Genomic DNA, 24,223 nt, shown 5'->3' with positions numbered 1-24,223 from the left:
GCGAAGGGCAGTGCGGGGTGAAAGGCGGTACGAGGTGAAGGGGGCCGCTACTTGACCGAGCCGGCGGTCAGGCCGGCCACGAGGTAGCGCTGGAGCAGCAGGAAGGCCACGACCACCGGCACGCTCACCACCAGGGAAGCCGCCATGATCTGGTTCCAGTACACGTCGTTCTGCGACGCGTAGTTGCGCAGCCCGACGGCCAGCGTGCGGGTGGAGTCGTCGGTCATCACCGAGGCGAAGAGCACCTCGCCCCAGGCGGTCATGAAGGAGTAGACCGCGACCGTGACGATCCCGGGCACCGCCGCCGGCACGATCACGCGGACCAGCGCGCCGATCGGGCCGTTGCCGTCGACCTTCGCCGCCTCGTCCAGCTCGCGCGGGATCGAGTCGAAGTAGCCGACCAGCATCCAGATCGAGAACGGCAGGGTGAAGGTGAGGTAGGTGATGACCAGCCCGAGCTGCGAGCCGGACAGCTGGATCCCGGTGGCGGCGCCGATGTTCACGTAGATCAGGAAGAGCGGCAGCAGGAAGAGGATGCCGGGGAACATCTGCGTCGACAGCACCGTGACGCTGAACAGCTGCCGGCCGCGGAAGCGGTAGCGGCTGACCGCGTAGGCGGCCAGGATCGCCAGGACCACCGAGATGGCGGTGGAGCAGGAGGCGACCACCAGGCTGTTCACGAAGTAGTGGCCCAGCGGGACGGTGCTCCAGATGTCCACGTAGGGACGGAAGGTCAGCCGCGTGGGCAGCCACGCGAAGGCAGCCTGCACGTCCTGGAGCGGCTTCAGCGAGCTGCTGACCATGACGTAGAGCGGCAGGAAGGTGAAGATCCCGAGCAGGGTGAGGCCGATCCGTCGGGTCCACACGAACGCGGGCGGCGGAGCCATCGGGGACCGGGGGCGACTGGTGCGAGGGGTGCGCCCGGTGCGTGTGCTAGTCAACGGCCTTCCTCCTCCGGTTGGTGACGAGCAGGTAGACGGCGGTGACCAGCAGCAGGAAGAGGAGGAGCAGGACGGACATGGCCGATCCCGAGCCGAAGTTCCAGTTCTGGAAGGAGGTGTCGTAGATCTGTACCGAGATCAGGTTCGCCTGCGGCGGCGGGACGTTGCCGAAGAGCGTGAAAGGCGTGTTGAAGTCGTTGAAGTTCCACAGGAACAGCACCAGCACCAGCACCTGGTTGACCGGACGCAGCTGCGGCAGCGTGATCGAGCGGATCCGCCGCCAGGTGCCCGCGCCGTCGATGGCGGCCGCCTCGTACAGATCGCCGGGGATGTTCTGCAGCCCCGCGGTGACGACCAGGAAGGCGAAGGGCCAGGTCCGCCAGACGGCGGTGACGACCAGCGCCCAGAAGCTGTTGCCGCCGAGCAGCCAGAACGGCGCGGTCTTGAACAGGTGCAGGTCGTGCACCAGCAGCTGGTTCACCAGGCCGGAGTCGCGCTGGAACATGAACTCCCAGGTGATCGCGGCGGTGTAAGCGGGCAGGGCGTAGGGGACAAGGAAGTAGGTGCGGAGCAGGCCGCGGCCGCGGAACGGGTCCTGCATCAGCAGCGCCGCGCCGGTGCCGAGCAGCCAGGAGACGCCGACCGTCAGCACCGTGAAGCCGCAGGTGATTTCGAAGGAGTGCAGCAGGTTGCGGCCCACCGCGCTGTTGAAGTCCAGCGCGAAGCGGTAGTTGTCGAAGCCGGCGCCGGGCGCGGCGCTCCAGTTGCGGATGAAGAACTCGGTGAGGTGCTTGAAGCTCATGAAGATGCCCACCAGCATCGGCACCACGTGCACCAGCAGCTCGAAGAGGACGGCGGGCAGCAGCAGCAGGTAGGGCAGGCCGGCTCGGCGGATCCGGGCCCAGGAGCGCGGGGAGGAGGCGCTGGGGGGCTCGGGGCGCGGCGCGGACGCCCTGCTGCGGGCGGTGTCGATGGCGGCGGGCATCGGTCGTGGGGTCCTTCCGTGGTGCTGCTGTTCTAGACCGTGCAGTCGAATCGGTGCAGTTCCAGATCCGTTCAGTGTGCGGGTCGGCCGCCTGCCGGTCAGCCGCCGGCCAGGAGCTGCTGCTGGGCCTGGTCGAGCTGGGCGGCGACGGACTGGTTCGTGACGGGCTTGCCGCTGGCGGCGTCGGCGAAGAGGTTCTTCAGCGCGGAGCCGATGACGGTCTCGAACTGGCTCTCGGTCGCGACGGCGGGCATCGGCGCGGCGGAGTTGGCCAGCACGCTCTGGATGACCTTGACGCTCTCGGTCTGGAAGGCCGGGTCGGTGTAGGCGTCGGACACGGAGGGCAGCGAGGAGTACGCCTTGTTGAGGGCGGTCTGGGTCTCCTTGCTGACCATGAACTTCACGAACTTGAGCGCGGCGTCCTTGTTCTTCGTGTTGGCGAAGACGGAGAGGTTGATGCCGGCCACGATCGAGTCGACGTGGGTCGGGCCGCTGGCGCCTGCGGAGGCGAACGGGACCGGGACGACGCCGTACTGGCCGGACTGCATGCCGTAGGTGGCGAGCGTCGCGTCGGCCGACTGCCAGAGCAGCATGGCGGCCTTGCCGGTGGCGAAGTCCTTCACCGCCTCGGTGCCGTTCGAGTACTCGGCGTTGCTCGGGTTGGCGATCTTGTCGGCGGCGACGAAGTCGACGTACTGCTTGAGGGCGGCGACGTTCTGCGGGGTGTCGAAGGTCGGCTTGCCGGCGCTGTCGAAGAAGCTGCCGCCCTGCTGGGCGCTGAAGGTGAAGGCGTGGTGCGCGTTCTCGGAGGTGCTCGCGCCCTCGACGGAGACGCCCCACTGGCCGTTCTTGGTGAGCTTCTTGCCGTCGGCGACGAAGTCGGCCCAGGTGGCGGGCGGGGTGCTGATGCCGGCGGCCTGGAACATGGCCTTGTTGTAGTAGAGGGCGTAGGACATCGAGTAGATCGGGACGCCGACCGGCGGCTTGCCGGGCGCGCCGGTGGCGGCCAGGGCGCCGGGCAGGAAGCGGCCGGTGCCGCCGATCTGCCCCATCACGTCGTCGGAGACCGGAAGGAAGGCGCCGGTCGCCTGGAGCGAGGCGGACCAGGTGTTGCCGATGTTGACCAGGTCCGGGCCCTGGCCCGAGCTGGCGGCGGCGAGGATCCGGTTGAGCAGGTCGTTCCAGCCGATGACCTCGAGCTTGACCTTGATCCCGGTCTGCTTGGTGAACGCGTCCAGCTCGGGGGTGAGCACCTTGACGTCCTGGGCGATGGAGCCGCCCTGGTCGCTGGCCCAGTAGGTCAGCGTCGTCTGCGAGCCGCCCGAGCTGCCGGCGGTGCCGCCGCCGCCCGAGCCGCCGCTGCCGCAGGCGGAGGCGAGCAGCGCGGTGGAGACGGCCAGGGTGAGCAGCGCGGATCTGCGGGCGAGGGGGGTGCGGGCAGCGGAGTTGAGGACGCGCATGGTGGGAGCCCTTCGGTGGGTGGCGGTTCAGCGGCAGCGTGCGGTGGCGGCGCGTGGTGGCAGCGTGGCGGAGATTCTGCCGGAGAGGCTTTGCTCATGGCTTAGTTCGAGACGTGATTTAACCTGTGAGACAATCAGCCGTCAACAGGTTGCGGCGCGACTGTGCCAGGCAATGTGCCAGTAGGGTGCCGAGTGAATGCCTCGACCAGGGAAGGTGGGCGCATGACCGACGAGGGCCGCCGAAACGTCCGTGACCTGCGGCGCGGCAACCGCGCGATGCTCCTGCGCCGGCTCTACTTCCACGGTCCGCTCAGCCGCCAGGAGTTGGTGCAGACAACGGGCCTGAGTTCGGCCTCCGTCAGCAATGTCGTCGCCGACCTGATCGAGGCAAAGATCGTGGTCGAGGCCGGTTCGGTCGAGTCGGACGGCGGGCGGCCGCGCATCCTGCTGCGGGTCGACGCGGCGCGCTTCGAGGCGATCGGGGTGGACGTCGGCGAGACGCGGATCCGGCTGGAGCGCTTCGATCTCGGGCTGCGCGAACTCGGCTCAGTGGACGTCCCGGTGCTCGGCGGCCAGCTCGACCCGAAGGCCGTGGTGCCCGCGATCGCGGCCGGACTGGCCGAGTTGACCGCGGGGGCGCAGGCGCCGGTGCTCGGCGTCGGCATCGGCGTGCCCGGCACCGTGCAGCACCAGCCGTACGCCGTCGTGCACGGGCAGACGATCGGCTGGGACGCGCTCCCGTTGGAGGAGCTGCTGCGTGAGCACACCGAGTTGCCGCTCTTCGTGGACAACGGCGCGAGGACGATGGCCCAGGCGGAGATGTGGTTCGGCGCCGGGCGCGGTGCGGAGAGCGCGGTCTTCCTGCTGCTGGGCTCGGGTGCGGGCGCGTCCGTGATCGTGGACGGCGCGCCGTTCCGCGGCTCGACGACCAGCGCGGGGGAGTGGGGTCACCTCAACGCGGAGTACGGCGGGCGGCTCTGCCGCTGCGGCGCGCGCGGCTGCCTGGAGGCGTACGTCGGGGCGGAGGCGGTGATCGCGCGGTACCGCGAGGCGGTCGGGGCGGCGGTCATCGACACGGACGACGAGGAGGAGGGCCTGGGCCGGATCCTGGCCCTGGCGGAAGTCGATGCGGGCGCCGCGGGGGATGCCGCCCGTTCGGTACTTGACGAGACGGCGGTGCGGATCGGCGTCGGGATCGCCAATGTCGTCAACTTCCTGAACCCGCAGCGGGTCATCATCGGCGGCTGGGCCGGGCTGGCCATGGCGCCGCGGCTGCTGCCCCGGATCCACGAGGTCGCGCAGGCGCACTCGCTGCGGCTGCCGTACTCGCTGACCTCGGTGGAACTGGGCGCGCTCGGCCCGGACGCGGTGGCGCGCGGAGCGGCGACGCTGCCGGTGGCACGGTTCCTCGAGTCGGGTGCGTAACTGCCTGCCGGAGAGCACTGCTGACGTTTCCTCAGTGTCCTGACCGTTTACCTTTTCTATTGACAGGCGCGGATCAGGCGCGCACGATGCTCCTCGCAGAGAGCGCTCTCTCACCCAGCACTGCAGCCCACCCACCGTGCTAGGAGTGTCATGAGTCCCGTCTCGTTCGTCCCGGCCGTCCGCAGATCGCGCGGCCGCCCGCTCACCACCCTGCTGGCCGTCCTGACCCTGCTGCTCGCCGGTCTGCTCATGCAGGCGGGCTTCGCGCCGAGAGCGGCCGCGGCGAGCTGTGGCACCACCAACCTCGCGCTCAACAAGCCCGCCGCCGCCTCCTCGCTGGAGAACGCCGGCGACCCGGCCTCGAACGCTGTCGACGGCAACACCGGGACCCGCTGGTCGAGCGCGTTCAGCGACCCGCAGTGGCTCCAGGTCGACCTCGGCTCCACGCAGAGCGTCTGCCAGGTCGTGCTCAACTGGGAGACCGCGTCCGGTAAGGCGTACCAGATCCAGACCTCGGCCGACGCCGTCAACTGGACCACCGTCTACTCGACGACGACCGGCCCCGGCGGCACCGAGACCCTGAACGTGAGCGGCTCGGGCCGCTACATCCGGATGTACGGGACGCAGCGGAACACCCAGTGGGGCTACAGCCTCTGGGAGTTCTCCGTCTACGGCAGCGGCTCGGGCGGCGGCACGCCGCCTCCGCCGACCGGTGGCAGCCTCGGCCCGAACGTCCTCGTCTTCGACCCCGGCATGAGCCAGGCGTCCATCCAGAGCCAGCTCAACACGATCGCCAACGCCCAGGCCGGCAACGAGTTCGGCACGCAGCGCTACTCGATCCTGTTCAAGCCGGGCACCTACGGCTCCACCGCGAGCCCGCTGATCTTCTCGGTCGGCTTCTACGAGAGCGTGGCGGGACTGGGCCGGAACCCCGGCGACGTGGTCATCAACGGCACGGTCGATGTCTACAACCAGTGCAACGGCGGCGTGCAGACGCAGTGCTACGCCACCACCAACTTCTGGCGCTCGCTCACCAACCTCACCATCAACGTGACGGGCATGACCGGCTGCTACGCGGGCGACGACTTCTGGGCCGTCTCCCAGGCCGCGCCGCTGCGCCGGGTGCACATCAACGGCAACCTGAGCCTGATGGACTACTGCACCGGCTCGCCCGACTGGGCCAGCGGCGGCTTCATCGCCGACTCGCAGTTCACCGGGGGAACCGTCACCAACGGCTCGCAGCAGCAGTTCTTCACTCGCAACAGCAGTCTGGACGGCTGGAGCAACGCGGTCTGGAACCAGGTCTTCTGCGGATCGCCAGGCGCGCCCGCGCAGTCCTTCGCGGCCAACTCCGGTGACAGCGGCGGTCCCAACTCCTACACCACGCTCGCCACCTGCCCGGTCACCCGGGAGGCGCCTTACCTCTACCTCGACGCGAGCGGCAACTACAACGTCTTCGTCCCCGCGACGCAGGCCAACTCCTCAGGCACCACGTGGCAGAACGGTTCGACGCCGGGCACCTCGCTGTCGCTGAACAGCTTCTTCGTGGTCCAGCCCAGTGCGACGGTCGACCAGATCAACGCGGCGCTCGCGGCCGGTGACAACCTGCTCTTCACGCCGGGCGTCTACTCCGTGCCCAGCACGATCAACGTGACCAATCCGGACACGAAGATCGTCGGGATCGGCTTCCCGACCCTGGTGCCGAGCAACGGCAACGTGACGATGAACGTGGCCGACGTCAGCGGCGTCAACGTGACCGGCGTGATCTTCGATGCGGGAGCGACCAACTCCCCGGCGCTGCTGCAGGTCGGCACGCAGGGATCGACCGTGAACCACGCGGCCGACCCGGTGAGCCTGGACGACGTCTTCTTCCGGATCGGCGGCGCGACCGCAGGGTCGGCGACGACCGCGCTCATCGACAACAGCAACAACTCGCTGATCGACGACGCGTGGATCTGGCGCGCCGACCACGGCGCGGGCGCGGGCGGCTGGACCGGCGACCAGAGCGACACCGGACTCGTCGTCAACGGCAACAACGTCGTCGCGACCGGCCTGGCCGTGGAGCACTTCCAGAAGAACGAGACCGTCTGGAACGGCCAGGGCGGGCAGGTGGTCTTCTTCCAGAACGAGAACCCCTACGAGGTGCCCAGCCAGGCCGCCTGGATGGCGAGCCCGAGCCAGAACGGCTACCCCGCGTTCTACGTCGCCCCCGGAGTGACCAGCTTCCAGGGCTACGGGATGGGCAGCTACTCCTACTTCAGCAAGGGGGTGAACATCCACAACGCGATGGCCTTCCAGGTCCCGAACACCGCCGGCGTCCAGTTGCACGACCTGCTCACGGTCTTCCTGAACGGCAGCGGCGGCATCGACTCGGTCGTCAACGGCGTGGGCAAGCCCGTCAGTTCGACCTTCGGCGGGCCGAGTGACGTGGTGAGCTACCCCTAGCAGCCCTGATGCTGTGGGTGGATCATCGCGAGCCTCGCGTGCGGCCGGCCTTCGGGTCAGCCGCGCGCGGGGCGCCACATCGTGGTCACGATGTGGCCCGAGGGAACCCGGACCTCGTCCTTGGCGACGAAGCCGACGCTCGCGTAGCGCTTGTTGTTCCCCGGGTTGCACGACTCCAGGTACGCGGGCATGCCGATCGCGTCGATCCGGGCCAGGTTCTCCCGCAGCAGGCCCATGCCGAGGCCGTGGCCCCGGTGGTCGCTGTGGGTGGCCAGCAGGCTGAGGTAGAAGTGCGGCTCGTCGCGCGGGTGCGCGGCCTCCAGGGCGTCGAGGATGGCCTCGATGCCGTGGGCGGTTTCCGGGTCGGTGATCCCGGCCAGGAAGTCGGGGAACCCGTGCTCCTCCTCGTCGGTGAGCTCGGCGCCGTCCGGCGGGATCCACAGGGCAGCCGATTCGACGTGCTCGGTGACCAGCATCCACGGGTAGCGCAGCGAGGACTCCACGAGCAGCCGCCACATGGCAGCAGCCTGCTCAGCCCGTCGGCCCGGGTCAGGGAAGGCCGGACCCCACAGCGGGTCGTCGAAGAACGCGGTGGTCATGGCCGCGACGATCGCGTCGACGTCGGCGGGCGTGGCGTTCCGAGCGGTGACGGGCGTCGGCACTGGCATGGCTTCGTTGCTCACGGGCTCACCTAATCACTTCCCGGATCGGCGGGCACGTCCGTTTCGTTCAAGACGGCGGACGGCGTGGCTGCCTAGCGTGGGGGCATGACTCCTCAGCCACGATTCGATCTCATCGGCCTGGTCGTCGCCGACATGGCGGCCTCGCTGGCCTTCTACCGCCGCCTGGGCCTCGACCTGCCGCCCGAGGCGGACGCCGAGCCGCACGTCGAGTGCCTGCTGCCCGGCGGGCTGCGCATGGCGTGGGACACGGTGGCGGTCGTCCACAGCTTCGACCCCGACTGGACGCCCCCGACGGGCAGCGCGCGCATGGGACTCGCCTTCGCGTGCGCGGGCCCGGCGGAGGTGGACAAGGCCTACGCGGACCTGGTCGGCGCCGGGTACGCGGGTCACAAGGAGCCCTGGGACGCCTTCTGGGGCATGCGCTACGCGGTCGTCCACGACCCGGACGGCAACGGCGTGGACCTGTTCGCGCCTCTGCCTGAATGAGCGCTGCCTGAATGAGCGCTGCCTGAATGAGAGCTGCCTGCCTGAGCGCTGCCCGCCTCAGCCTGAGGCGGGAACGGAAGCGGGTTCAGGCGCGGGCGGCCTCGTCCGCGAGCAGTCGGCCCAGCGTCACGCCGGCGAGTGCCCGGACCTCCCGGGCCAGGTGGGCCTGGTCGGCGTAGCCGGCGCGGGCCGCGACCTCGGCGAAGGGGACGCCGTTGCGCGCCGGTTCGAGCGCGCGGCCGAGGCGCAGGACGCGGTCGAGCGTCTTGGGGCCGTAGCCGAAGGCGTCCAGACAGCGGCGGCGCAGCTGGCGCTCGCTCAGCGCCAGCTCGCCCGCGAGCTCCCGCACGCCCAGGCCGCGCCGGAGCCCCCACAGGACACCGGCCGCCACGTCGTCACCGTGCGGGTCCGCGCGGGCCCCGAAAGGTGCGGCGAGCGCCTCCAGCGCGGCGGCGCGGTCGGTGGCGTCGTTCACCCGCTCGGTCAGCTCCCGCACGCGCCGCCCGGGCCAGAGCGCCTGGAGCGGCACCCGCTGGTCCCGCAGCTCCCAGGCGGCCACGCCCAGCACCGCCGGCGCCGTCCCGGGCGCGAAGCGCAGGCCGACGTAGCTCCCTCCGGCCCCACCGGCCCCGCCGGACACCAGCTGCGCCGTCGTGTCCGGACCGGCGACGAGGAGCGTGCCGTCGAACCAGATCAGGTCCATGCAGCCGTCGGGCAGCACGCGGACAGGTGCCGTCGCGGCGACTTCCCGATCGCGGGTCCAGATGACCCCGCCCGGGATTCGTGCGGCCGGCTGCTCCTCGTACACGCCTCGATTATCGCCGGGTCCAGCGGGCCGCGGCTGCGTCGACGGCAGCCTCGGCACAGGCGGTGTCGTCGGCCGGGTCCGGCGCGCCGCTGACGCCGACGGCGCCCACGATCACCCCACCGGGTTCGGCGCGGAGCGGGATGCCGCCGCCGAAGATGACGTAGCGGCCCTGTCCGGCGGCGTGCAGTCCGAAGAGTGGCCCGCCGGGCGCGGCTGCGACGGCCAGTTCGTGGGTGGGCGCGCTGTGGGCGACGGCCGTGAACGCCTTGTCCACGGCGAGCGTCGGGCCGGCGATCTCGGCCCCGTCCATGCGGGCGAAGGCGACGAGGTGTCCGCCCGCGTCGACGACGGCGACGGAGACCAGGAGCGAGCGCGAGGCTGCTGCGGCGAGGGCGGCGTCGCAGAGGTCGCGGGCGGTGGCGAGATCGAGCACGGGTGGCTGGGTCATGAGGCAGCACTCTGCGGGCCGTGCGGCGAAGGCGGCCAGGGGCAGGGTGTATCGGACCGGGGCGCGTGCACGGCAATCTGTCGCGGTGGTGGGCGCGTTGACTTGCGCGGGGCACCGCAGGCACATAGAACCGCTGACATGACCGGACCCTCAGCACTTCACTGGAAACTCGTCATCGACACCGCGGACGCCCCCGTCCTCGCCGACTTCTGGGCCGCCGCCCTCGGCTACGAGGTGGAGGACCAGAGCGCGCTGATCGAGCACCTGCTGGCGGCCGGTCAGGTCGGCCCCGAGCTGATCGCCGAGCACGGCGGACGCCGGGTCTTCCGCGGCGCTGCCGCGATCCGTCACCCCGAGGACCCATTCGACCAGTTCACCGGGATCGGCCGAGGTCGCCGGCTGCTCTTCCAGGACGTGCCGGAGGCCAAGACCGTCAAGAACCGTCTGCACATCGACGTCCACGCCGGACCGGAAGGGCTCGACGGACTGGTCGCGCGCCTGGAGGGTCTGGGCGCCAAGCGCCTGAACGAGGTCGACCGGGGCCCGGCCGGGCACTGGTGGGTCATGCAGGACCCCGAGGGCAACGAGTTCTGCGCGGCGTAGCCCGCGATAACGTCTCGCCATGGCTGACACCCGGTTGACCACGTCCTCGTACCTCGTCCTCGGCATCATCGACGCGCTGGGCGAGGCGACGCCGTACGACGTCAAGGTCGAGGCGGGGCGCACCGTGGCGCCGTTCTGGGCGATGCCGCACGCCCAGGTGTACGCGCAGTGCGACCGGCTGGTCGAGGCGGGCCTGCTCGCGGAGGCACGGCAGGCGGGCGGGCGGAACCGGCGGCTGATGCGGCTGACCGAGGCTGGCTCGGCCGCGCTCGCGGAGTGGCTGGGGGACCCGGCGTTCGTGCCGGTGGAGGCGCGCGAACGCGGGATCCTCAAGCTCTGGTTCGGCGCGCGGGGGGAGGTACTGGCACCGGTGCAGCTGGGGGAGCACGAGCGCACGCTCGCCGAGTACGAGTCGCTGGCCGGGAGCGTCGGCGAGCTGCTGAGCCGGGGGCAGCGCGAGGCGCTGGAGTTCGGCATCCGCTACGAGCGGATGATGCTCGACTTCTGGGCCTGGGTCGAGGCGCGCGCCGACAGTAACTGACTCGGGTAACAACCTCTTGACCGGGTCCTGGTTCCGCCCTACCTTCTCGATAGTCCAGGAGAGACTATGAGCGAGCGAGGGAAGCGAAGGAGTCGCCGTGAACCGTCCGAGGGGGATCGCCCGGGGCCGTGCGGCGATGATCGCCGTGGTCGTCGTCTGCGTCGGCTACGCGCCGGTGGCGATGACCGAGCTCTGGCCCTACGCCCACCCGGGGGCGCCCGCGATCGGACAGTCGCTGCTGGGTCACATGGTCTCGCCGCACTACGTCGCCACCGCGCTCGCGACCCGGATCGCGCCGTACCGGCACAGCCTCGCCGCGATGATCGTCCACTCGGTGCTGGGCGGCCTGCTGATGCTGCTCGGACCGATCCAATTGCTCTCCGCAGTCCGGCGGCGGATCCGGCTGCACCGGGCCATGGGCGTGCTCTTCGCGGTCACCGTCTACGTGTCGATGGCGGGCGCGGCCGTCTATCTGCTGCGGACCGCGCCGCGTGACGCGTTCAGCGGGGCTGCTTTCTGGATCGTGCTCGCGACGATCCTGGTCGGCACGGTGATGAGCGTGACCTTCGGCATCGGCGCCGCCGTGGGCCGGCTGCCCGAGCTGCACCAGCGCTGGATGCTGCTCTGCTACGGGTTCTTGATGACGGCTCCGCTGCTGCGCTTCGAGTGGGGCGCGCTGCCCGTGCTCTTCCCCGGGCTGTCGATGGCGGAGATCAACCGGATCGCGGTCATGCACCTCGGCTCCGTCGTCGCCTTCGGCGCGCTGCTGGCCTCGCGGGCGCTGGACAAGCGGGCCACGGTGCCCGGTGTGACCGGGAGCTGGGTGCCGATGCCGGTGCTCGCCGTCGCGCAACTGGCGGCCGCCGGCGCGCTGGTGTGGATCACGACGGCCTACCTCGGCTGGGGCGCGCAGGGCCACCGGCTGCTGGCGGGCTATCTGGTGCCGTGGGTGGCCACCTACGCGGTGATGCTCTGGCGTCAGCGGCGCGCAGGTCGCGAGGGCCGGACGTGGGCCCGCGAGGAGTGGCGGCTGCACCTGGTCGCCCTCTGCCTCGCGCCGGTCTTCTCGCTGGCGACGGTGCTGCCGCTCGAGCGTGCCTTCGGCCTGGATCGGGAGACGGCGATGTCGGCGGGTGTCGCCATCGGCTGCGGGATGCTGGCGTTCTGGGCCACGGCAGCGGTCAGCGTGCGGGCGCTGGTCGCGCGGGAGGTGCTGAAGCTTCAGCAGAAGAGTGAAGCCGAGGGCGACCGGATGCCGGCCGCGGCGGTGCAGGCGCCTTAGAGGAGGGGTGCCAGCGCCGCCGTCGCTTTCAGCAGGGCGGGGGCGAAGGTCTCGAGCTCTTCGCGCGGGACCAGGAAGGTCACGGTGGTGATGCTGACGCCGCCGAGCGGGCGGCCGGACGGGGAGAGGATCGGGGCGCCCAGGCAGCGGATGGTGGGCTCGTTCTCCTCGTCATCGACGGCGAAGCCACGGGCGCGGATCGAGGCGAGCTCGGCGTGCAGCGCCTCGGCGGAAGTGAGGGTGCGCGGGGTGCGGCGCTGGAGACCGGTGGCGGCGATCAGGGCGTCGGCCTCCGTCGTCGGGAGGTGGGCCAGGATGCTCTTGCCGATCGCCGTGGTGTGCAGCGGCATCTGCATGCCCACTCGGGAGGCGGTCCGGAAGGGCTGCTCCGGGTTCTCCAACTTCTGGACGTAGGTGATGGATTCACCGCTGTGCAGGGCGAGGTGGACCGTCTGTCCGGTGGCGTCCCGAAGGTCGGCGAGGATCCTCTCGACGCCGGGCGGCTCGGCGCCGCCGACCTGCGCCGCCAGCGCACGCAGCCGGGGGCCCGCCGCGTAGCGGTTCTCTGCCTCGATCCGGACGAAGCCCTGCTCGACCAGGGAGGCCAGGATGCGGAAGGTGCTCGACTTCGGCACGGCTGCGGCGGCTGTCAGCTCGGCCAGCCGGTGCGGGCCGCCGGGCGCGGCGACGGCCTCCAGGATGCGCATCGACTTCTCCAGTGCGGTGCCGGCTGCGGACGTGCGGCCGCCCCGGCCCTCAGGTGACGACGGCACGGGGCTCTCCATGGATCGGCGGATGTGGGTAAGGTCTGCGGCAGCGATTCCATTACACAGTACAGCGTTCCATTACGTGGAACAAGTGGAGGTGCCCATGCCTGCCGACCTGTCTGTCCACCCCGTTCTTGCCGTCATCGCCGCGCAACGGCTGCTGCCGGTGCTGCGCAGCGCCGACGCCGACGCCGCCGTGCGGGAGACGGCCGCGCTGCTCGCCGCAGGCTGCCGGGCGGTGGAGCTGACCACCTCGACGCCCGGCTGGGCCGAGGCGGTCGGTCGGGCCGCGACGCTGACGGATGCGCAGAACCGTCCGGCCGTCATCGGCCTCGGCACGGTCACCACCGGGGAGGACGCCGAGCGGGCGCTGGACGCGGGGGCCGCGTTCCTGGTCTCGCCCTGCGCGTCGGCCGAGGTGCGCGAGGTGGCGAACCGGCGCGGGGCGCTGTTCGTGGAGGGAGGGTTCACCCCGGGGGAGGTGGCTGCGGCCGCGCGGCACGCCGGCGTGGCGAAGGTCTTCCCGGCCCATGTCGGCGGCCCGCAGTACATACGCACGCTCAAGGCGGTCCTCCCGCAGGTGCGCCTCGTCCCGACCGGCGGCATCGCGCTCGGCCAGATCGGGGAGTGGTTGGACGCAGGGGCCTTCGCGGTCGGGATCGGCAGCGGCCTGCCGGCGGACCCGGCCGAACTGGCTGCCGTTTTCGCCCGGCTCGCCGCCGTGGACGAGGGGGAGGCGGCGCGATGACCGACTACGACGTGCTGGTGATGGGCGAGGTGCTGGTCGAGGTCCATCTGGACGCGGCTCTGCGCGACGCGGCGGACGGGACCGGCGCGCGGCTCTCCTACTCCGGTGACGCCCTCAACGCGGCGGCTGCGGCCGCCGCCGCGGGGGCCCGCACCGCGCTCTTGGCCGTGGTCGGCGACGACGAACTCGGTGTGCCGCTGCTGGACCGCGCCGCCCGCCTCGGCATCGACGTGACCCACGTGCGCCGCGCCGCCCGCCCCAACGGCGCCTACCTCCTCGGCGCGGACCCCGACGGCGACCGGGAGTTCGTCTACTGGCGCACCGGGAGCGCGGGTTCCACTCTCTCGCCCGCGCACGTCGAGTCCTGGCGCGAGCTGCTCGGCCGTGCGGGCGCGCTGATCACCAGCGGCATCACCGGCGCGCTCTCCGCGAGCAGCAGGGCGGCGGTCCTCGCTGCCACCGCGATCGTCCACGACGCGGGCGGACACGTGAGCTACGACCCCAACTTCCGCGCCCGGCTGACGAGCAGAGCGGAGGCGCGGCAACTGCTGGCCGAGATCGCCCCGTTGACCGGCTTGCTCAAGACCTCCTGCCCCGCCGACGCGCACGCGCTCGTCGACAGCGACGACCCGCTCACCGCCGCCGAGCGCTACCGCGCGCTGGGCGCCCGCGCGGTCGCCGTCACCACCGGGGCGGACCGGCTGCTGCTGCACGACGGGGCCGGTGCCACGTTCTTCCCTGTGCCGGTCAACCCGGACCCGCTCGACGCGACCGGTGCCGGTGACTGCTTCACCGGCACCGCCACCGCCCGGCTGGTCCTCGGCGACCCGCTCGCCGACGCGGTGGTGTGCGGCCTGGCCGCGGCCTCGCTCTCCGTCTCCGGCCGGGGCGGGACCGGACGCGTGCCCGCCTTCGCCGAGACAGCGGCGCTGGCCGGCCGCCGTCTCGAAGGCTGAGGGCGCACCGGCGTTACGGCAGCTTGAGGCCGTCCGGCAGCGGGCGGGAGTGGACGACGCCGAGTCGCTGCGTCGCGCGGGTCAGCGCGACGTAGAGCTCGCTGTCGCCGAAGCCGGCCGGTTCGACGACCACCACCGAGTCGAACTCCAGCCCCTTGGCCTGCGCCGGGGCGAGCAGCACGACGGGTCGGGTGAGATCCGGCGCGGGACCGGCGGACGCGGTCGGCAGGGCGGCGGCGAGGGCGTCGAGGTGCTCGCGCGGGGCGATCACCGCGAGGCGGCCTTCGTTCCCCTCCTGCCCTTCCTGCGCCGACTCGCGTGCCACCGCCGCGGCGACGGTGGCCGGCAGATCCTGGCTGAACACCGCCCAGGGGCGGACACCCGTCGCGCGGATCGAGCGGGGCGGCGCGAAGGCGGGGTCCGCAGCGCGCGGGATGCCCGCCGCGACGTCCATGATCTCGGCCGGGGTGCGGTAGTTGACGTCCAACAGGACACGATCCCAGCGGTCGCCCACGTGCGGGGCGAGCGCCGTCGCCCAGCTGCCGCAGCCGCCCGGCTCGGAGGTCTGCGCCGGATCGCCGACCAGCGTCATCGAGCGGGTCGGGCAGCGGCGCATCAGCAGTCGCCAGGCCATCGGGGAGAGCTCCTGTGCCTCGTCCACGATGACGTGGCCGAAGGCCCAGGTCCGGTCGGCGGCGGCGCGTTCGGCGGCGCTGCGGTGGTCGGCCTCCTCCTGGCGGTCGGCCAGCCGCTCGGCGTCGATGAGGTCGTGCGCCGCCAGCTCCTCGGAGTCCTCGTCCTCGCGGTCCGCGAACTCGTGGCTGCGCGAGCCGTAGGAGAGGTCGAGCACGCCCTGGGCGTAGGCGATCTCCTCCTGCCGCTGAGCCTCCTCGGCCGCGCGCCGCGCCGAGTCGTCCTCGCCGAGCAGCTCGGCGGCCTCGTCCAGCAGCGGCACGTCGGCCGCCGTCCACGCCTCGCGCAGCCGCGCCTCGGGCAGCCCAGCCTCGGGAAGCCCAGCCTCGGGAAGCTGCCGCTCGCGCCGGATCGCCGCCGCGTCGGCGGGTGGGAGGTGGGTCGGCTCGGTAAGGAAGTCGGCGACGAACTGCTCCGGCGTCAGCTGCGGCCACAGGTCCTCGACGGCGGCGTGCACCGCGGGGCTGGTCGCGATCGCCTTGCCCAGCAGGGCCTGGTCGTCCGGGCCGAGCAGGTTCGGTCCGCCGAAGGGGTCGGCGCCGATCCGATCGACCAGCTGCGCGGTGAGCGCGTCGATGACGGCGAAGGCGAAGTGCGGGCGGGCGAGGTTGTGCGGCAGGTGGGTCGCGCGGGCGTCGTCGCGGGCGGCGCGGGCGAGCTCGCGGTCCAGCACCAGTTCGCCGTCCTCGTGGGGGATCAGCAGCTCCGCTTCGGGCAGCGACTGCCGGTCGCGCAGCGCGGCGGCCAGCGCGTCGGCCATCGCCGCGCCGCCCTTGACCGCGGCGGCGGCCGGGGTGTCGGTGCCAGTGGCGGTCACGCCGGGGTAGAGCTCGCCGGGGGTGGCCAGCAGGACGCCGGTCTCGCCGAGCGAGGGCAGCACCTGGCCGATGTAGCCGAGGAACGCAGGGTTCGGCCCGACGATCAGCACCGCGCGGCGGGCCAGCAACTCCCGGTAGGCGTAGAGCAGGTAGGCCGCGCGGTGCAGCGCGACGGCGGTCTTGCCGGTCCCGGGCCCGCCCTCGACGACCAGGACGCCCCGGTGTGGGGCGCGGATGATCCGGTCCTGCTCGGCCTGGATGGTCTGCACGATGTCGTGCATCCGCCCGGTGCGGGCCGCGTCGAGCGCGGCGAGCAGCACGGCGTCCGCGTCGGCGCCCTCGTGGCCGCTGCGCTCGGCGTCGTCGAGGTCGAGGATCTCGTCGTGGAGGGCGGTGACGCGGTTGCGTTCGGTGGTGATGTGACGTCGCCGGCGCAGGCCCATGGGCTGGTGGCCGGTGGCGAGGTAGAACGGCCGGGCGATCTCGGCCCGCCAGTCGACGACGAGCGGGGTGCGCTCGGCGTCGTCGCGGCGGATGCCGATCCGGCCGATGTGGTGGTCGCTCCCGTCGCCGAAGGCCAGCCGGCCGAAGCAGAGACCGTTCTCGCCCGAAGCGAAGGCGGCCAGCAGCCCCGACTGCTCCGCCACCATCACGTCGCGCTCCAGCCGTGCCTGGGCGGTGCCCGCGTCCTGCCCGAGCGCCGAGCCGACGGCCGCCTCGGCCGCCGCTTCCAGGGTGGAGAGGCGTGCACGGAGCAGGTCGATGAATTCCTGTTCCTGGCGAATTTCGTCGTTTGACAATTCTGCTCCCGCTCGGATATAGTGAGGCTATCGATTCCGTACGCCCTTTTGTGTTTCCGGGCACGGAACTTTCCAATATACGAGCAGAATCACCGGGACGCCAGCGTTCCGGCTTTTTGTTTTTCCGGGGGGCCACGCCATGTCCGTTCAGGCTGCGGAGGAATCGGAAGAGGGAGCCGAGGCGGTCGGCGAGCGGCGGGTGTCCACGCTGGAGCTCTTCTTCGACCTGGTCTTCGTCTTCACGATCACACAGCTCACCGTGCTGTTGGGCCGGAACCTCTCCTTCGCGCAGGCCGGACGGGTGCTGCTGATCTTCAGCGTGCTCTTCTGGATGTACGGGGCGTACGCGTACCTCACCAACCAGGTCCCGCCGGAGACGCTGGCCCGCCGGATTCCACTGATGCTCGGCATGTGCGGCTTTCTGGCCTGCGCGCTGGCGGTCCCGGACGTCTTCAGCGGCACCGGCGTCGCATTCGGTCTCGGATTCCTGCTGGTGGTGGTCGTGCACAGCGCGCTCTACGCCATCAGGCACGGCCGCTACGTGCTCAGCTTCGCGCTGACCAATGTGCTGGCCGCGCTCTGCGTCACCGGCGCGGGCCTGGTCCACGGCGCCGCGGCCGACGAGCTCTGGGGAGCGGCGCTGGTGCTGCAGACGATCACCCCGATCATCTCCAGCCGGATCACCGGCACCTCCTCGGACGGCGCGCGTAGCCGGGTCACCGACCAGGTCGGCGGACTGGATCCGGCGCACTTCGTGGAGCGGCACGGCCTGCTGCTGCTCATCGTCTTCGGCGAATCGGTCATCGCGATCGGCGCCGGCGCGGACGGGCTGCGGCTGGACTGGGCCCTGTTCCTGGGCGTGGTGCTGGCCTTGGCCCTGGCGGCGGCGCTGTGGTGGGTCTACTTCGACCGCGACGAGGAGGCGGCGGTGCACGCGCTGCACCGCGCCACGGGGGTCGCCCGCTTCCGTCGCACGCTGCTCGCGTACTACTACAGCTTCATTCCGATGCTGCTGGGCGTCGCCGTCCTGGCCGCCGGGATGAGGAAGGCCATCGGGCACCTCCCCGAGCCTCTTGCCACCGCGCCGTCGGTGGCGCTGGCCGGTGGGGTCGCGCTCTTCCTGCTCGGCAACCTGGCGCTCAGGCTGAGTCTCGGCATCGAGGAGCCGATGCGCTTCCGCGTCGCGGGTGCGGTCGGCGCGCTGGCGACGATCAGGCTCGGCATCCGCGTGGCGGCGGTGGCGGAGCTGCTGGGGCTGGTTGCGGTGCTGATCGCGATGCTGTGCCTGGAGACCAGGGTGCGGGCGACTGACGCTCCGCCAACGTGGGGAATCCTTCGGCCTGAGGGGGCGTGGTGCCACCGGCGGAGGACTGGTCGGTGCTCACGCTGATTGCCTGATAGTCCGACCGTCGGACTATCCCGGCCCGTGAGGAGCACCCGTGAGACGCCCCCTTCCTGCTGACCCCCCTACGAGCCCGCGGCGGAGAGTGGTGGTCGGAGTCGTACCGCTGCTCGCCGTCGGCGTGGCCGCCCTCGGTCTGGTCGCACCGACGGCCGCCCAGGCGAAGCCGACTCCGATTCCCGGCAGCAACGGCGACGTCAAGGTACACAAGAGCACGACGCCGGTCACCGATGAGCGGAACAACCCGAAGGTCTGTGTCTTCTATCTCGACGCCTTCCACTTCGACACGCTGCAGTTGGTGTCCTGGCACATCGTCCATCAGCCGCTCAAGCCTTCGGGCACGGTGCTGAGCGGGACGATCACGCTGACGAACGGCACCGGGCACACGAAGAACCTGACCCTGCCGAAGGGGATGTACAAGCTGTTCTGGCACTTCGCGGGTGAGAAGGGCAAGGACAAGTTCAAGGTCTTCCGGGTGACCTGCACGGTCGGCGGCGGGGGCGGGACGAACGGCGGTGGCGGCGGGCTTCCCGGGGGTGGGGTCGCGGCCGGGCTCGGCGGCTCGCAGCTCGGGCCGAACCTGGCCGAGGTCGGCGCAGGTGCGCTGCTGGTGACCGGCGGGGTGCTGATGATCCGTCGGCGGTTCTGTGGCAGCAGGGCAGTCGGGGCTGCCGGGGCTGCGTCCTAGCGGAGGCCGCCGGTCATGCGTCGGCCTCGTACTGGTCGTGGCGGGCCTGCAGCTCCGTCCATTCCTCGGGCGAGAGCTGACGGCCCGTCGCCACGATGTCGGCGAGCTCCTCGAAGTACGCCTCCCTGGGCGCGCCGGGGGTGAACAGGACGAGCATCGAGGCGGGGGAGCCGGACTCGTTGCTGAAGGCGTGGATCCCGCCCGGCGGGACGTAGAGGAAGTCGCCGGCCGTCGCGTCGAGCCACTTCTCGCCGTTGAAGAGCGAGACCGTGCCGTCCAGGACGTAGAACGACTCGGACATGGTGCGATGGAAGTGCGCGCCGGGGCCGTTGGGGATCGCGGACATGTCCCAGCGGTAGAGCCCGAACTGCCCGTCCGTGGACGCCCCGGTGGCGAGGTAGCCGACCTGGGACTTCGCGCCGATCAGCAGGTCCGGCCCGGCGGAGGCGGGCCGGTAGGCGGCCGTCGCGGCACCGTTCTCGGCGAGGTAGCGGGGCGAGGGGTAGGACATCGGGGGCTCCTCGACTGGTCGTGGTCGTGGTCGTGTGTGCTGGGGTGCTACGACCGTACGGCGCGAGGAGGTCCAGCCAGAAGAGCCATTGTGGTGGCCGTTCCCTGGTCCACTTCGGTGCGAAGAGGTCAGGAGCGGCGGCGGGGCTTGCCGCGCTTCGCGCTCCCGGGCTTCGGCTTACCGGCGCCGCCGCGCTGCCCGCCGCTGCCCGACTTTCCGCTGCCGCCGCCGGTTCGGCCCGCGCCTGCCTTGCCGCCGCCTGCCTTGCCGCCGCCCGCCTTGCCGCCGCCCGCAGGGGTGGCGCGCTTCTTCGGCGCGGCGGCGGTGTTCGCGGCCGCGGCGGCCGTGTTGCCTCGGGAGCTGTTCGCGGTCCGGCCGCGGACCACGCCGATGAACTCCTCGACCAGGTCGGTGGTCCGGTCCTCCAGCCAGGCCAGGGCGACCTGCGACTGCGGGGCGTCCGTGAGCGGGCGGTAGGTGAGGTCACGGCGGTGGTAGAGGCGGGCGAGCGACTGCGGCACGATTACGACGCCGACGCCCGCCGCCACCAGCTCGACGGCGTCCGGCGTCGTCGCCGGGCGCTCCTTCGCGGGCAGGCCGGGCAACTCCTCCCAGTCGAAGACGTCGTCCAGCGGGTGCAGCACGAGCTCCTCGGCCAGATCGGCCGGGGCGACCTCGGCCGTCTCGGCGGCCTCGGCCAGGCGGTGGTCCTTGGGGAGGACGACCACCGTGGTCTCGGTGTAGAGCGGGATCGCGTGCAGACCCTGCCGGTCGACCGGCAGGCGGACCAGGCCCGCGTCGGCCGCATCGGCGCGCAGGGACGCCTCGGCCTCGGCGGCGGGCACCAGAGCCAGATTGAGGCGGACGTCGGGGAGCCGTTCGATCCAGACGCGCACCCACTTGGCGGGTGTCACTCCCGGGACATAGGCGAGCCGGAAGGAAGCGGATTCGTGCGTGTCTGTCACACAGCCAGGTTACCGGCTGTGACCAGCGCGGTCGCTCGCTCGCTACCCTGGACCCATGACATCGCCCGAATCCCAGACGACCCAGCCCCACGGCACCGACAGCACCGACAGCACCGACGGCGAGACGCCGCGCAAGAAGGCCGCGCCGAAGTCGACGCAGACCATGAAGCCCGCCACAGCGGCGAAGAAGCTCGGCGTGTTCCTGGGCGCCACCCCCGCCGACTTCCAGGAGGGCGTTGTCTCCCGCGAGGAGCTCAACGCGCTGCAGGCCGCGCCGCCGCAGTGGCTCGCCGACCTGCGCCGCAACGGCCCGCACCCGCGGCCGGTCGTGGCCACGAAGCTCGGCATCACCGTCTCCGGCCTGGGCCGCGCCGGTCTGACCGAGCCGCTCACGACCGCCGAGATCGACGCGATCAAGGAAGAGAACCCGCTCTGGCTCCAGCACGAGCGGGCCAACCAGGTGGACGTCCGCAAGGAGGAAGCGCGGATCAAGGAGAAGCAGGCGGCGGACGCCGCGCGCAAGGCGGCGCAGGCCGGCTGAGCCCGTCCGCCCTCAGGCGGCAGGCATCAGGATGACGCGGACCGGCCAGGGTCGTGGCCGGTGACCGCGCGGGCGTAGGAGTGGAGCGCCGCCAGTACCTCGGTGCGGGTGCGGCGCCCCGCCAGAATCTCCATCTGATAGCCGTCCTCCATGGCGACGAAGTTGGCCGCGAGCAGCCGCGGCGGGTCGGTGAGGACGAAGTGGTCCTGGGCCTGACCCAGGACCAGGACCGAGGCGTAGACCGCGATCTGACGTTCGGTCAATGCGCTGTCCAGGGCGGCGGCCTTCGGGTCGCGCAGGCAGCGTGGCCAGTACTCGAAGAGCAGCCGGGTCAGCGCGTCGTCCGGACCTGAGGCCGGGCCGTTCTCGATGCAGGCGGCGAGCTTGTCGCGGGCGTCGCCGAAGCGGTCCGCGGCCTGCTCGCGCTCCTGACTGAAGCGCTCGATCGCCTGCTGGTAGGTCGCGTAGACCAGCGCGTCCAGATCGCCGTAGTAGAGCACCGCAGCGGGTGTGACCCCCGCCTCCTCGGCGATGTCGCGCAGCCGCAGGCCCTCCAGTCCGCGCACGAGCAGCGCCCGCTGCACGGCCGCGCTCAGTTCGGCTCGGCGGGCCTCCTTGCTGCCGCCCTTCTTCGCGGGCATCGTGTGTTCCTCCCTGTCGCAGGTTCTGTGCTGGAGTTTAACAAATTCTGTTCAGCTCTTGACAGGGCTCTGGCTCGCTTCTTAAATCCAGATTTAACAAACGATTGCCCCACGTCAGGAGTCCCCACCGTGACGATGAACCCGCTCGAAGCCGACGCCGAAGCCGACGCCGGAGAGAGATCCGACGCGGCCGCCGCCCCCGCGGACAAGGGGCTGCGCAGCGGCTCGGTTAGCCTGCTCGGTGCTGTGGCCCTCGGCCTCTCCTCCGTCGCCCCCGCCTACAGCATCGCGGTGACCCTCGGCCTGGTGACCTTGGTCGTCGGCCATCTCGCCCCGGCCGCGCTGCTGGTCGGCTTCGTGCCGATCCTGCTGACCGCCTTCGCCTTCCGTGAGCTCAACAAGGAGATGCCTGACTGCGGGACCACCTTCGTGTGGACCACCCGCGCGTTCGGCGGGTCGACAGGCTGGCTCGCCGGTGGCTGGGTGCCGCAGATCGCGACGCTGATCGCGATGACCGCGCTGTCCCAGGTCGGCGCGGCCTACCTGCTCCAGGTCGTCGGACTGGACAGCCTCACCGGCAACACCGTCGCGGTCACCGGCACCGCGCTCGCGCTGCTGGCCGGCGCGACCTTCGTGGCCCGACGCGGCGTGCAGATCGCCGCCTCGGTGCAGTACGTGCTGCTGGGGCTCCAGTTGATCGCCCTCTTCGGCTTCGGCCTCGCCGCCTTCGCCCGGCACGGTGCGGCGGCACCCTCGCTCGCCTGGCTCGACCCCTTCGCCTTCGGCGGCGTCGGACCGTTCGCGGAGTCGGTGCTGCTCTGCCTCTTCATCTACTGGGGCTGGGACGCGTTGATCACCGTCAACGAGGAGACCAGCGACGCGGACCGGGTCCCCGGCCAGGCCGTCATGGTCTCCACCTTCGTGCTGCTGGGCACCTACCTGTTCACCGCCTTCGCCGCGATCAGCTTCGCCGGCACCGGAACGACCGGCCTCGGGCTGGGCAACGCCGCCAACGCCACCGACATCCTGGCGACGCTCGGGCCGCCGGTGCTGGGCAGCGCGCTGGCGACCGTGGTCAAGCTGGCGGTCTGCGTCTCGGCGGTCTCGGCGCTGCTCACCTGCCTGGTCAGCAGCCCCCGCGGCTCGCTCTCGATGGCCGCGCACGGCGCGCTGCCGGCCGCCTTCGCCCGGATCCACCCGCGCCACCGCACGCCCGCCTTCGGCACGATGTTCTTCGGGGGCGTCGCCGCCGCGCTGCTAGTGCTGCTCGAGCTGGTCTCGGCGCGGTTCCTGGGCGATGCGATCCTCTCCATCGGCCTGCTGATCGCCTGCTACTACGGCACCACCGCGCTCGCCTGCGTCTGGCACTTCCGCAGGCGACTGCGCGAGTCGCCGCGCGAGCTGCTGCTCAAGGGGGTGCTGCCGCTGCTGGGCGGGCTCATGATGCTGGCGGCCTTCGCCCGCAGCGCCCACGACATGATCGCGCCCGGCTACGGCAGCACGTCCTTCCACGGCGTCGGCGGCGTGTTCCTGCTGGGGATCGGCTCCTTCGTCCTGGGCGTGCCGGTCATGCTGGTCGTCCGCGCCCGGTTCCGTCGCTTCTTCCGTGACGGCCGCACAGCGGTCACCGAACTCACCGTCACCGAACTCTCTGTCACTGATCTCACCGTCACCGACCCCACTGAGGACTGAGTCGTCATGCGTACCCTCGCCATCGCCGCGCTGCAGACCGCGCCCGTGCCGCACGACCTGGAGGCCAGCTGGCTCCGCTTCGCCGAGCAGGTGCGGACCGTGCGGGCGACCTTCCCGCACGTGCAGCTCGTCGTCGTCCCCGAGCTCTTCCTCGCCGCCGAGGGGCCGCTGCTGCGGCCCGCCCCGGCGGACTGGATGGAGCAGGCCGCCGTCACCCTGCCCGGTCCGCTCACCGACCGGATCTGCGCGCTGGCGGTGGAGACCGGCCTCTGGCTGGTCCCCGGCACCGTCTTCGAGCGCACGCCGGAGGGCGTGATCCACAACACCGCGCTGGTGATCTCACCGGAGGGCGAGATCGTCGCCCGCTACCGCAAGGTCTTCCCGTGGCAGCCCTACGAGGAGGCGGAGCCGGGCGACTCGTTCACCTTCTTCGAGATCCCCGGCGTCGGCAAGGTGGGTCTGGCCATCTGCTACGACGGCTCGTTCCCCGAGACGATGCGCCAACTCGCCTGGCTCGGCGCGGAGATCGTCATCCAGCCGACGCTGACCACCACCCGCGACCGGGAGATGGAGCTGGTCTGCGCACGGGCCAACGCCTGGACCAACCAGCTCTACGTCGTCAACGTCAACGCCGCCGACCCGGCCGGGGTCGGCGCCAGTGCGATCGTCGACCCGGAGGGCATCGTGCGCCAACAGGCGGGCACGGGTGAGGAGGTCCTGGTCGACGTGCTCGACCTGGACGCCGTCACCCGTGTCCGCCGCTACGGCTCGGCCGGGATCAACCGGCCCTGGAGTCAGCTCGCCCGCTACGGCGCGTCGATCGACCTCCCCATGTACGGGGGCTCGTTCCGCACGCCGGACTGGCTGAAGGAGTCGGCGGACAGTTGATCTCGC

The 24,223-nt window shown here is 71.5% G+C and carries 24 protein-coding genes; 13 read left to right on the top strand and 11 right to left on the bottom strand.

Annotated features, from left to right (window positions below; genetic code table 11):
- Positions 1-47 precede the first annotated feature (47 nt).
- From ABIA32_RS03110 to ABIA32_RS03100, 3 genes are all read right to left on the bottom strand, one after another.
- Entirely contained in the window at positions 48-887 is an 840-nt protein-coding gene (locus ABIA32_RS03110) for a carbohydrate ABC transporter permease (protein WP_370092449.1), read from the bottom strand.
- A gap of 46 nt (positions 888-933) precedes the next feature.
- Positions 934-1,926: a carbohydrate ABC transporter permease gene (locus ABIA32_RS03105; protein WP_370092184.1), complete on the bottom strand. Its 993-nt coding sequence runs from the start codon at positions 1,924-1,926 to the stop codon at positions 934-936.
- A gap of 98 nt (positions 1,927-2,024) precedes the next feature.
- The gene (locus ABIA32_RS03100; RefSeq protein WP_370092183.1) at positions 2,025-3,386 is read right to left on the bottom strand and encodes a sugar ABC transporter substrate-binding protein; all 1,362 of its coding nucleotides are present in this window, start codon (positions 3,384-3,386) and stop codon (positions 2,025-2,027) included.
- Between the two features lie 222 nt (positions 3,387-3,608).
- On the opposite strand from ABIA32_RS03100, the gene ABIA32_RS03095 reads away from it, so the two are divergent.
- On the top strand, positions 3,609-4,811 hold the full coding sequence (locus ABIA32_RS03095; protein WP_370092182.1) for an ROK family transcriptional regulator: 1,203 nt from the start codon (positions 3,609-3,611) through the stop codon (positions 4,809-4,811).
- A gap of 150 nt (positions 4,812-4,961) precedes the next feature.
- The gene (locus tag ABIA32_RS03090; protein WP_370092181.1) at positions 4,962-7,256 is read left to right on the top strand and encodes a discoidin domain-containing protein; all 2,295 of its coding nucleotides are present in this window, start codon (positions 4,962-4,964) and stop codon (positions 7,254-7,256) included.
- Between the two features lie 56 nt (positions 7,257-7,312).
- Here ABIA32_RS03090 and ABIA32_RS03085 read toward each other — a convergent pair whose 3' ends face one another.
- Complete coding sequence (locus tag ABIA32_RS03085; RefSeq protein WP_370092180.1) at positions 7,313-7,939, bottom strand: GNAT family N-acetyltransferase; 627 nt, start codon at positions 7,937-7,939, stop codon at positions 7,313-7,315.
- A gap of 84 nt (positions 7,940-8,023) precedes the next feature.
- On the opposite strand from ABIA32_RS03085, the gene ABIA32_RS03080 reads away from it, so the two are divergent.
- Positions 8,024-8,425 (top strand): VOC family protein, encoded by a 402-nt coding sequence (locus ABIA32_RS03080; protein WP_370092179.1) that lies wholly within the window; start codon positions 8,024-8,026, stop codon positions 8,423-8,425.
- 85 nt (positions 8,426-8,510) lie between these two features.
- Here ABIA32_RS03080 and ABIA32_RS03075 read toward each other — a convergent pair whose 3' ends face one another.
- Both ABIA32_RS03075 and ABIA32_RS03070 read right to left on the bottom strand, forming a co-directional pair.
- Positions 8,511-9,233: a helix-turn-helix domain-containing protein gene (locus tag ABIA32_RS03075; RefSeq protein WP_370092178.1), complete on the bottom strand. Its 723-nt coding sequence runs from the start codon at positions 9,231-9,233 to the stop codon at positions 8,511-8,513.
- Between the two features lie 7 nt (positions 9,234-9,240).
- Positions 9,241-9,681 (bottom strand): heme-binding protein, encoded by a 441-nt coding sequence (locus tag ABIA32_RS03070; RefSeq protein WP_370092177.1) that lies wholly within the window; start codon positions 9,679-9,681, stop codon positions 9,241-9,243.
- 138 nt (positions 9,682-9,819) lie between these two features.
- Between ABIA32_RS03070 and ABIA32_RS03065 the strand changes: the two genes are divergently transcribed.
- The 3 genes from ABIA32_RS03065 (at position 9,820) to ABIA32_RS03055 (ending at position 12,107) form a co-directional block, all read left to right on the top strand.
- Positions 9,820-10,284, top strand: a complete 465-nt coding sequence (locus tag ABIA32_RS03065; protein ID WP_370092176.1) for a VOC family protein — start codon at positions 9,820-9,822, stop codon at positions 10,282-10,284.
- Positions 10,285-10,303: 19 nt separating this feature from the next.
- Entirely contained in the window at positions 10,304-10,825 is a 522-nt protein-coding gene (locus ABIA32_RS03060; protein ID WP_370092175.1) for a PadR family transcriptional regulator, read from the top strand.
- Positions 10,826-10,922: 97 nt separating this feature from the next.
- Entirely contained in the window at positions 10,923-12,107 is a 1,185-nt protein-coding gene (locus ABIA32_RS03055; protein WP_370092173.1) for a DUF2306 domain-containing protein, read from the top strand.
- Here ABIA32_RS03055 and ABIA32_RS03050 read toward each other — a convergent pair.
- Positions 12,104-12,880: an IclR family transcriptional regulator gene (locus ABIA32_RS03050; protein ID WP_370092172.1), complete on the bottom strand. Its 777-nt coding sequence runs from the start codon at positions 12,878-12,880 to the stop codon at positions 12,104-12,106. The two genes, ABIA32_RS03055 and ABIA32_RS03050, sit on opposite strands and share 4 nt — an antisense overlap.
- 97 nt (positions 12,881-12,977) lie before the next feature.
- Here ABIA32_RS03050 and ABIA32_RS03045 point away from each other — a divergent pair, with 97 nt between their 5' ends.
- The gene (locus tag ABIA32_RS03045) at positions 12,978-13,622 is read left to right on the top strand and encodes a bifunctional 4-hydroxy-2-oxoglutarate aldolase/2-dehydro-3-deoxy-phosphogluconate aldolase (protein WP_370092171.1); all 645 of its coding nucleotides are present in this window, start codon (positions 12,978-12,980) and stop codon (positions 13,620-13,622) included.
- Complete coding sequence (locus tag ABIA32_RS03040; protein ID WP_370092170.1) at positions 13,619-14,578, top strand: PfkB family carbohydrate kinase; 960 nt, start codon at positions 13,619-13,621, stop codon at positions 14,576-14,578. Before ABIA32_RS03045 ends, ABIA32_RS03040 begins: the two co-directional genes overlap by 4 nt.
- Before the next feature lie 13 nt (positions 14,579-14,591).
- Here the strand turns inward: ABIA32_RS03040 and ABIA32_RS03035 are convergent, their stop codons facing one another.
- A complete protein-coding gene (locus ABIA32_RS03035) occupies positions 14,592-16,874 on the bottom strand; it encodes a helicase (protein WP_370092448.1) in 2,283 nt (760 codons plus the stop codon).
- A gap of 154 nt (positions 16,875-17,028) precedes the next feature.
- Between ABIA32_RS03035 and ABIA32_RS03030 the strand changes: the two genes are divergently transcribed.
- Together ABIA32_RS03030 and ABIA32_RS03025 are read left to right on the top strand one after the other, a co-directional pair.
- Positions 17,029-18,279, top strand: coding sequence for a low temperature requirement protein A (locus tag ABIA32_RS03030; protein WP_370092169.1), 1,251 nt, complete (start codon positions 17,029-17,031; stop codon positions 18,277-18,279).
- 100 nt (positions 18,280-18,379) lie between these two features.
- Positions 18,380-18,979, top strand: coding sequence for a hypothetical protein (locus ABIA32_RS03025; RefSeq protein WP_370092168.1), 600 nt, complete (start codon positions 18,380-18,382; stop codon positions 18,977-18,979).
- Positions 18,980-18,992: 13 nt separating this feature from the next.
- Here ABIA32_RS03025 and ABIA32_RS03020 read toward each other — a convergent pair whose 3' ends face one another.
- Both ABIA32_RS03020 and ABIA32_RS03015 read right to left on the bottom strand, forming a co-directional pair.
- On the bottom strand, positions 18,993-19,490 hold the full coding sequence (locus tag ABIA32_RS03020; protein ID WP_370092167.1) for a cupin domain-containing protein: 498 nt from the start codon (positions 19,488-19,490) through the stop codon (positions 18,993-18,995).
- A gap of 128 nt (positions 19,491-19,618) precedes the next feature.
- A complete protein-coding gene (locus ABIA32_RS03015; protein ID WP_370092166.1) occupies positions 19,619-20,455 on the bottom strand; it encodes a LysR substrate-binding domain-containing protein in 837 nt (278 codons plus the stop codon).
- Positions 20,456-20,618: 163 nt separating this feature from the next.
- On the opposite strand from ABIA32_RS03015, the gene ABIA32_RS03010 reads away from it, so the two are divergent.
- Complete coding sequence (locus ABIA32_RS03010; protein WP_370092447.1) at positions 20,619-20,996, top strand: DUF5997 family protein; 378 nt, start codon at positions 20,619-20,621, stop codon at positions 20,994-20,996.
- 26 nt (positions 20,997-21,022) lie between these two features.
- Here ABIA32_RS03010 and ABIA32_RS03005 read toward each other — a convergent pair whose 3' ends face one another.
- Positions 21,023-21,637, bottom strand: a complete 615-nt coding sequence (locus ABIA32_RS03005; protein ID WP_370092165.1) for a TetR/AcrR family transcriptional regulator — start codon at positions 21,635-21,637, stop codon at positions 21,023-21,025.
- Between the two features lie 135 nt (positions 21,638-21,772).
- Here ABIA32_RS03005 and ABIA32_RS03000 point away from each other — a divergent pair, with 135 nt between their 5' ends.
- Entirely contained in the window at positions 21,773-23,329 is a 1,557-nt protein-coding gene (locus ABIA32_RS03000; protein ID WP_370092446.1) for an APC family permease, read from the top strand.
- 6 nt (positions 23,330-23,335) lie between these two features.
- Positions 23,336-24,217, top strand: a complete 882-nt coding sequence (locus ABIA32_RS02995; RefSeq protein WP_370092164.1) for a carbon-nitrogen hydrolase family protein — start codon at positions 23,336-23,338, stop codon at positions 24,215-24,217.
- Positions 24,218-24,223: the final 6 nt, after the last annotated feature.

Source organism: Streptacidiphilus sp. MAP12-20 (genome assembly GCF_041262525.1).
Classification (GTDB): Bacteria; Actinomycetota; Actinomycetes; order Streptomycetales; family Streptomycetaceae; genus Streptacidiphilus.
Note: the sequence above shows the minus strand (reverse complement) of the source record. Positions and strands in the feature narration are given on the sequence as shown.

What these genes read in the sequence shown, in the direction of transcription:
- ABIA32_RS03110 (WP_370092449.1), bottom strand. Translation starts at nt 887, where the DNA reads ATGGCTCCGCCGCCCGCGTTCGTGTGGACCCGACGGATCGGCCTCACC.
- ABIA32_RS03105 (WP_370092184.1), bottom strand. Translation starts at nt 1,926, where the DNA reads ATGCCCGCCGCCATCGACACCGCCCGCAGCAGGGCGTCCGCGCCGCGC.
- ABIA32_RS03100 (WP_370092183.1), bottom strand. Translation starts at nt 3,386, where the DNA reads ATGCGCGTCCTCAACTCCGCTGCCCGCACCCCCCTCGCCCGCAGATCC.
- ABIA32_RS03095 (WP_370092182.1), top strand. Translation starts at nt 3,609, where the DNA reads ATGACCGACGAGGGCCGCCGAAACGTCCGTGACCTGCGGCGCGGCAAC.
- ABIA32_RS03090 (WP_370092181.1), top strand. Translation starts at nt 4,962, where the DNA reads ATGAGTCCCGTCTCGTTCGTCCCGGCCGTCCGCAGATCGCGCGGCCGC.
- ABIA32_RS03080 (WP_370092179.1), top strand. Translation starts at nt 8,024, where the DNA reads ATGACTCCTCAGCCACGATTCGATCTCATCGGCCTGGTCGTCGCCGAC.
- ABIA32_RS03070 (WP_370092177.1), bottom strand. Translation starts at nt 9,681, where the DNA reads ATGACCCAGCCACCCGTGCTCGATCTCGCCACCGCCCGCGACCTCTGC.
- ABIA32_RS03065 (WP_370092176.1), top strand. Translation starts at nt 9,820, where the DNA reads ATGACCGGACCCTCAGCACTTCACTGGAAACTCGTCATCGACACCGCG.
- ABIA32_RS03060 (WP_370092175.1), top strand. Translation starts at nt 10,304, where the DNA reads ATGGCTGACACCCGGTTGACCACGTCCTCGTACCTCGTCCTCGGCATC.
- ABIA32_RS03045 (WP_370092171.1), top strand. Translation starts at nt 12,978, where the DNA reads ATGCCTGCCGACCTGTCTGTCCACCCCGTTCTTGCCGTCATCGCCGCG.
- ABIA32_RS03040 (WP_370092170.1), top strand. Translation starts at nt 13,619, where the DNA reads ATGACCGACTACGACGTGCTGGTGATGGGCGAGGTGCTGGTCGAGGTC.
- ABIA32_RS03030 (WP_370092169.1), top strand. Translation starts at nt 17,029, where the DNA reads ATGTCCGTTCAGGCTGCGGAGGAATCGGAAGAGGGAGCCGAGGCGGTC.
- ABIA32_RS03020 (WP_370092167.1), bottom strand. Translation starts at nt 19,490, where the DNA reads ATGTCCTACCCCTCGCCCCGCTACCTCGCCGAGAACGGTGCCGCGACG.
- ABIA32_RS03010 (WP_370092447.1), top strand. Translation starts at nt 20,619, where the DNA reads ATGAAGCCCGCCACAGCGGCGAAGAAGCTCGGCGTGTTCCTGGGCGCC.
- ABIA32_RS03005 (WP_370092165.1), bottom strand. Translation starts at nt 21,637, where the DNA reads ATGCCCGCGAAGAAGGGCGGCAGCAAGGAGGCCCGCCGAGCCGAACTG.
- ABIA32_RS03000 (WP_370092446.1), top strand. Translation starts at nt 21,773, where the DNA reads ATGAACCCGCTCGAAGCCGACGCCGAAGCCGACGCCGGAGAGAGATCC.
- ABIA32_RS02995 (WP_370092164.1), top strand. Translation starts at nt 23,336, where the DNA reads ATGCGTACCCTCGCCATCGCCGCGCTGCAGACCGCGCCCGTGCCGCAC.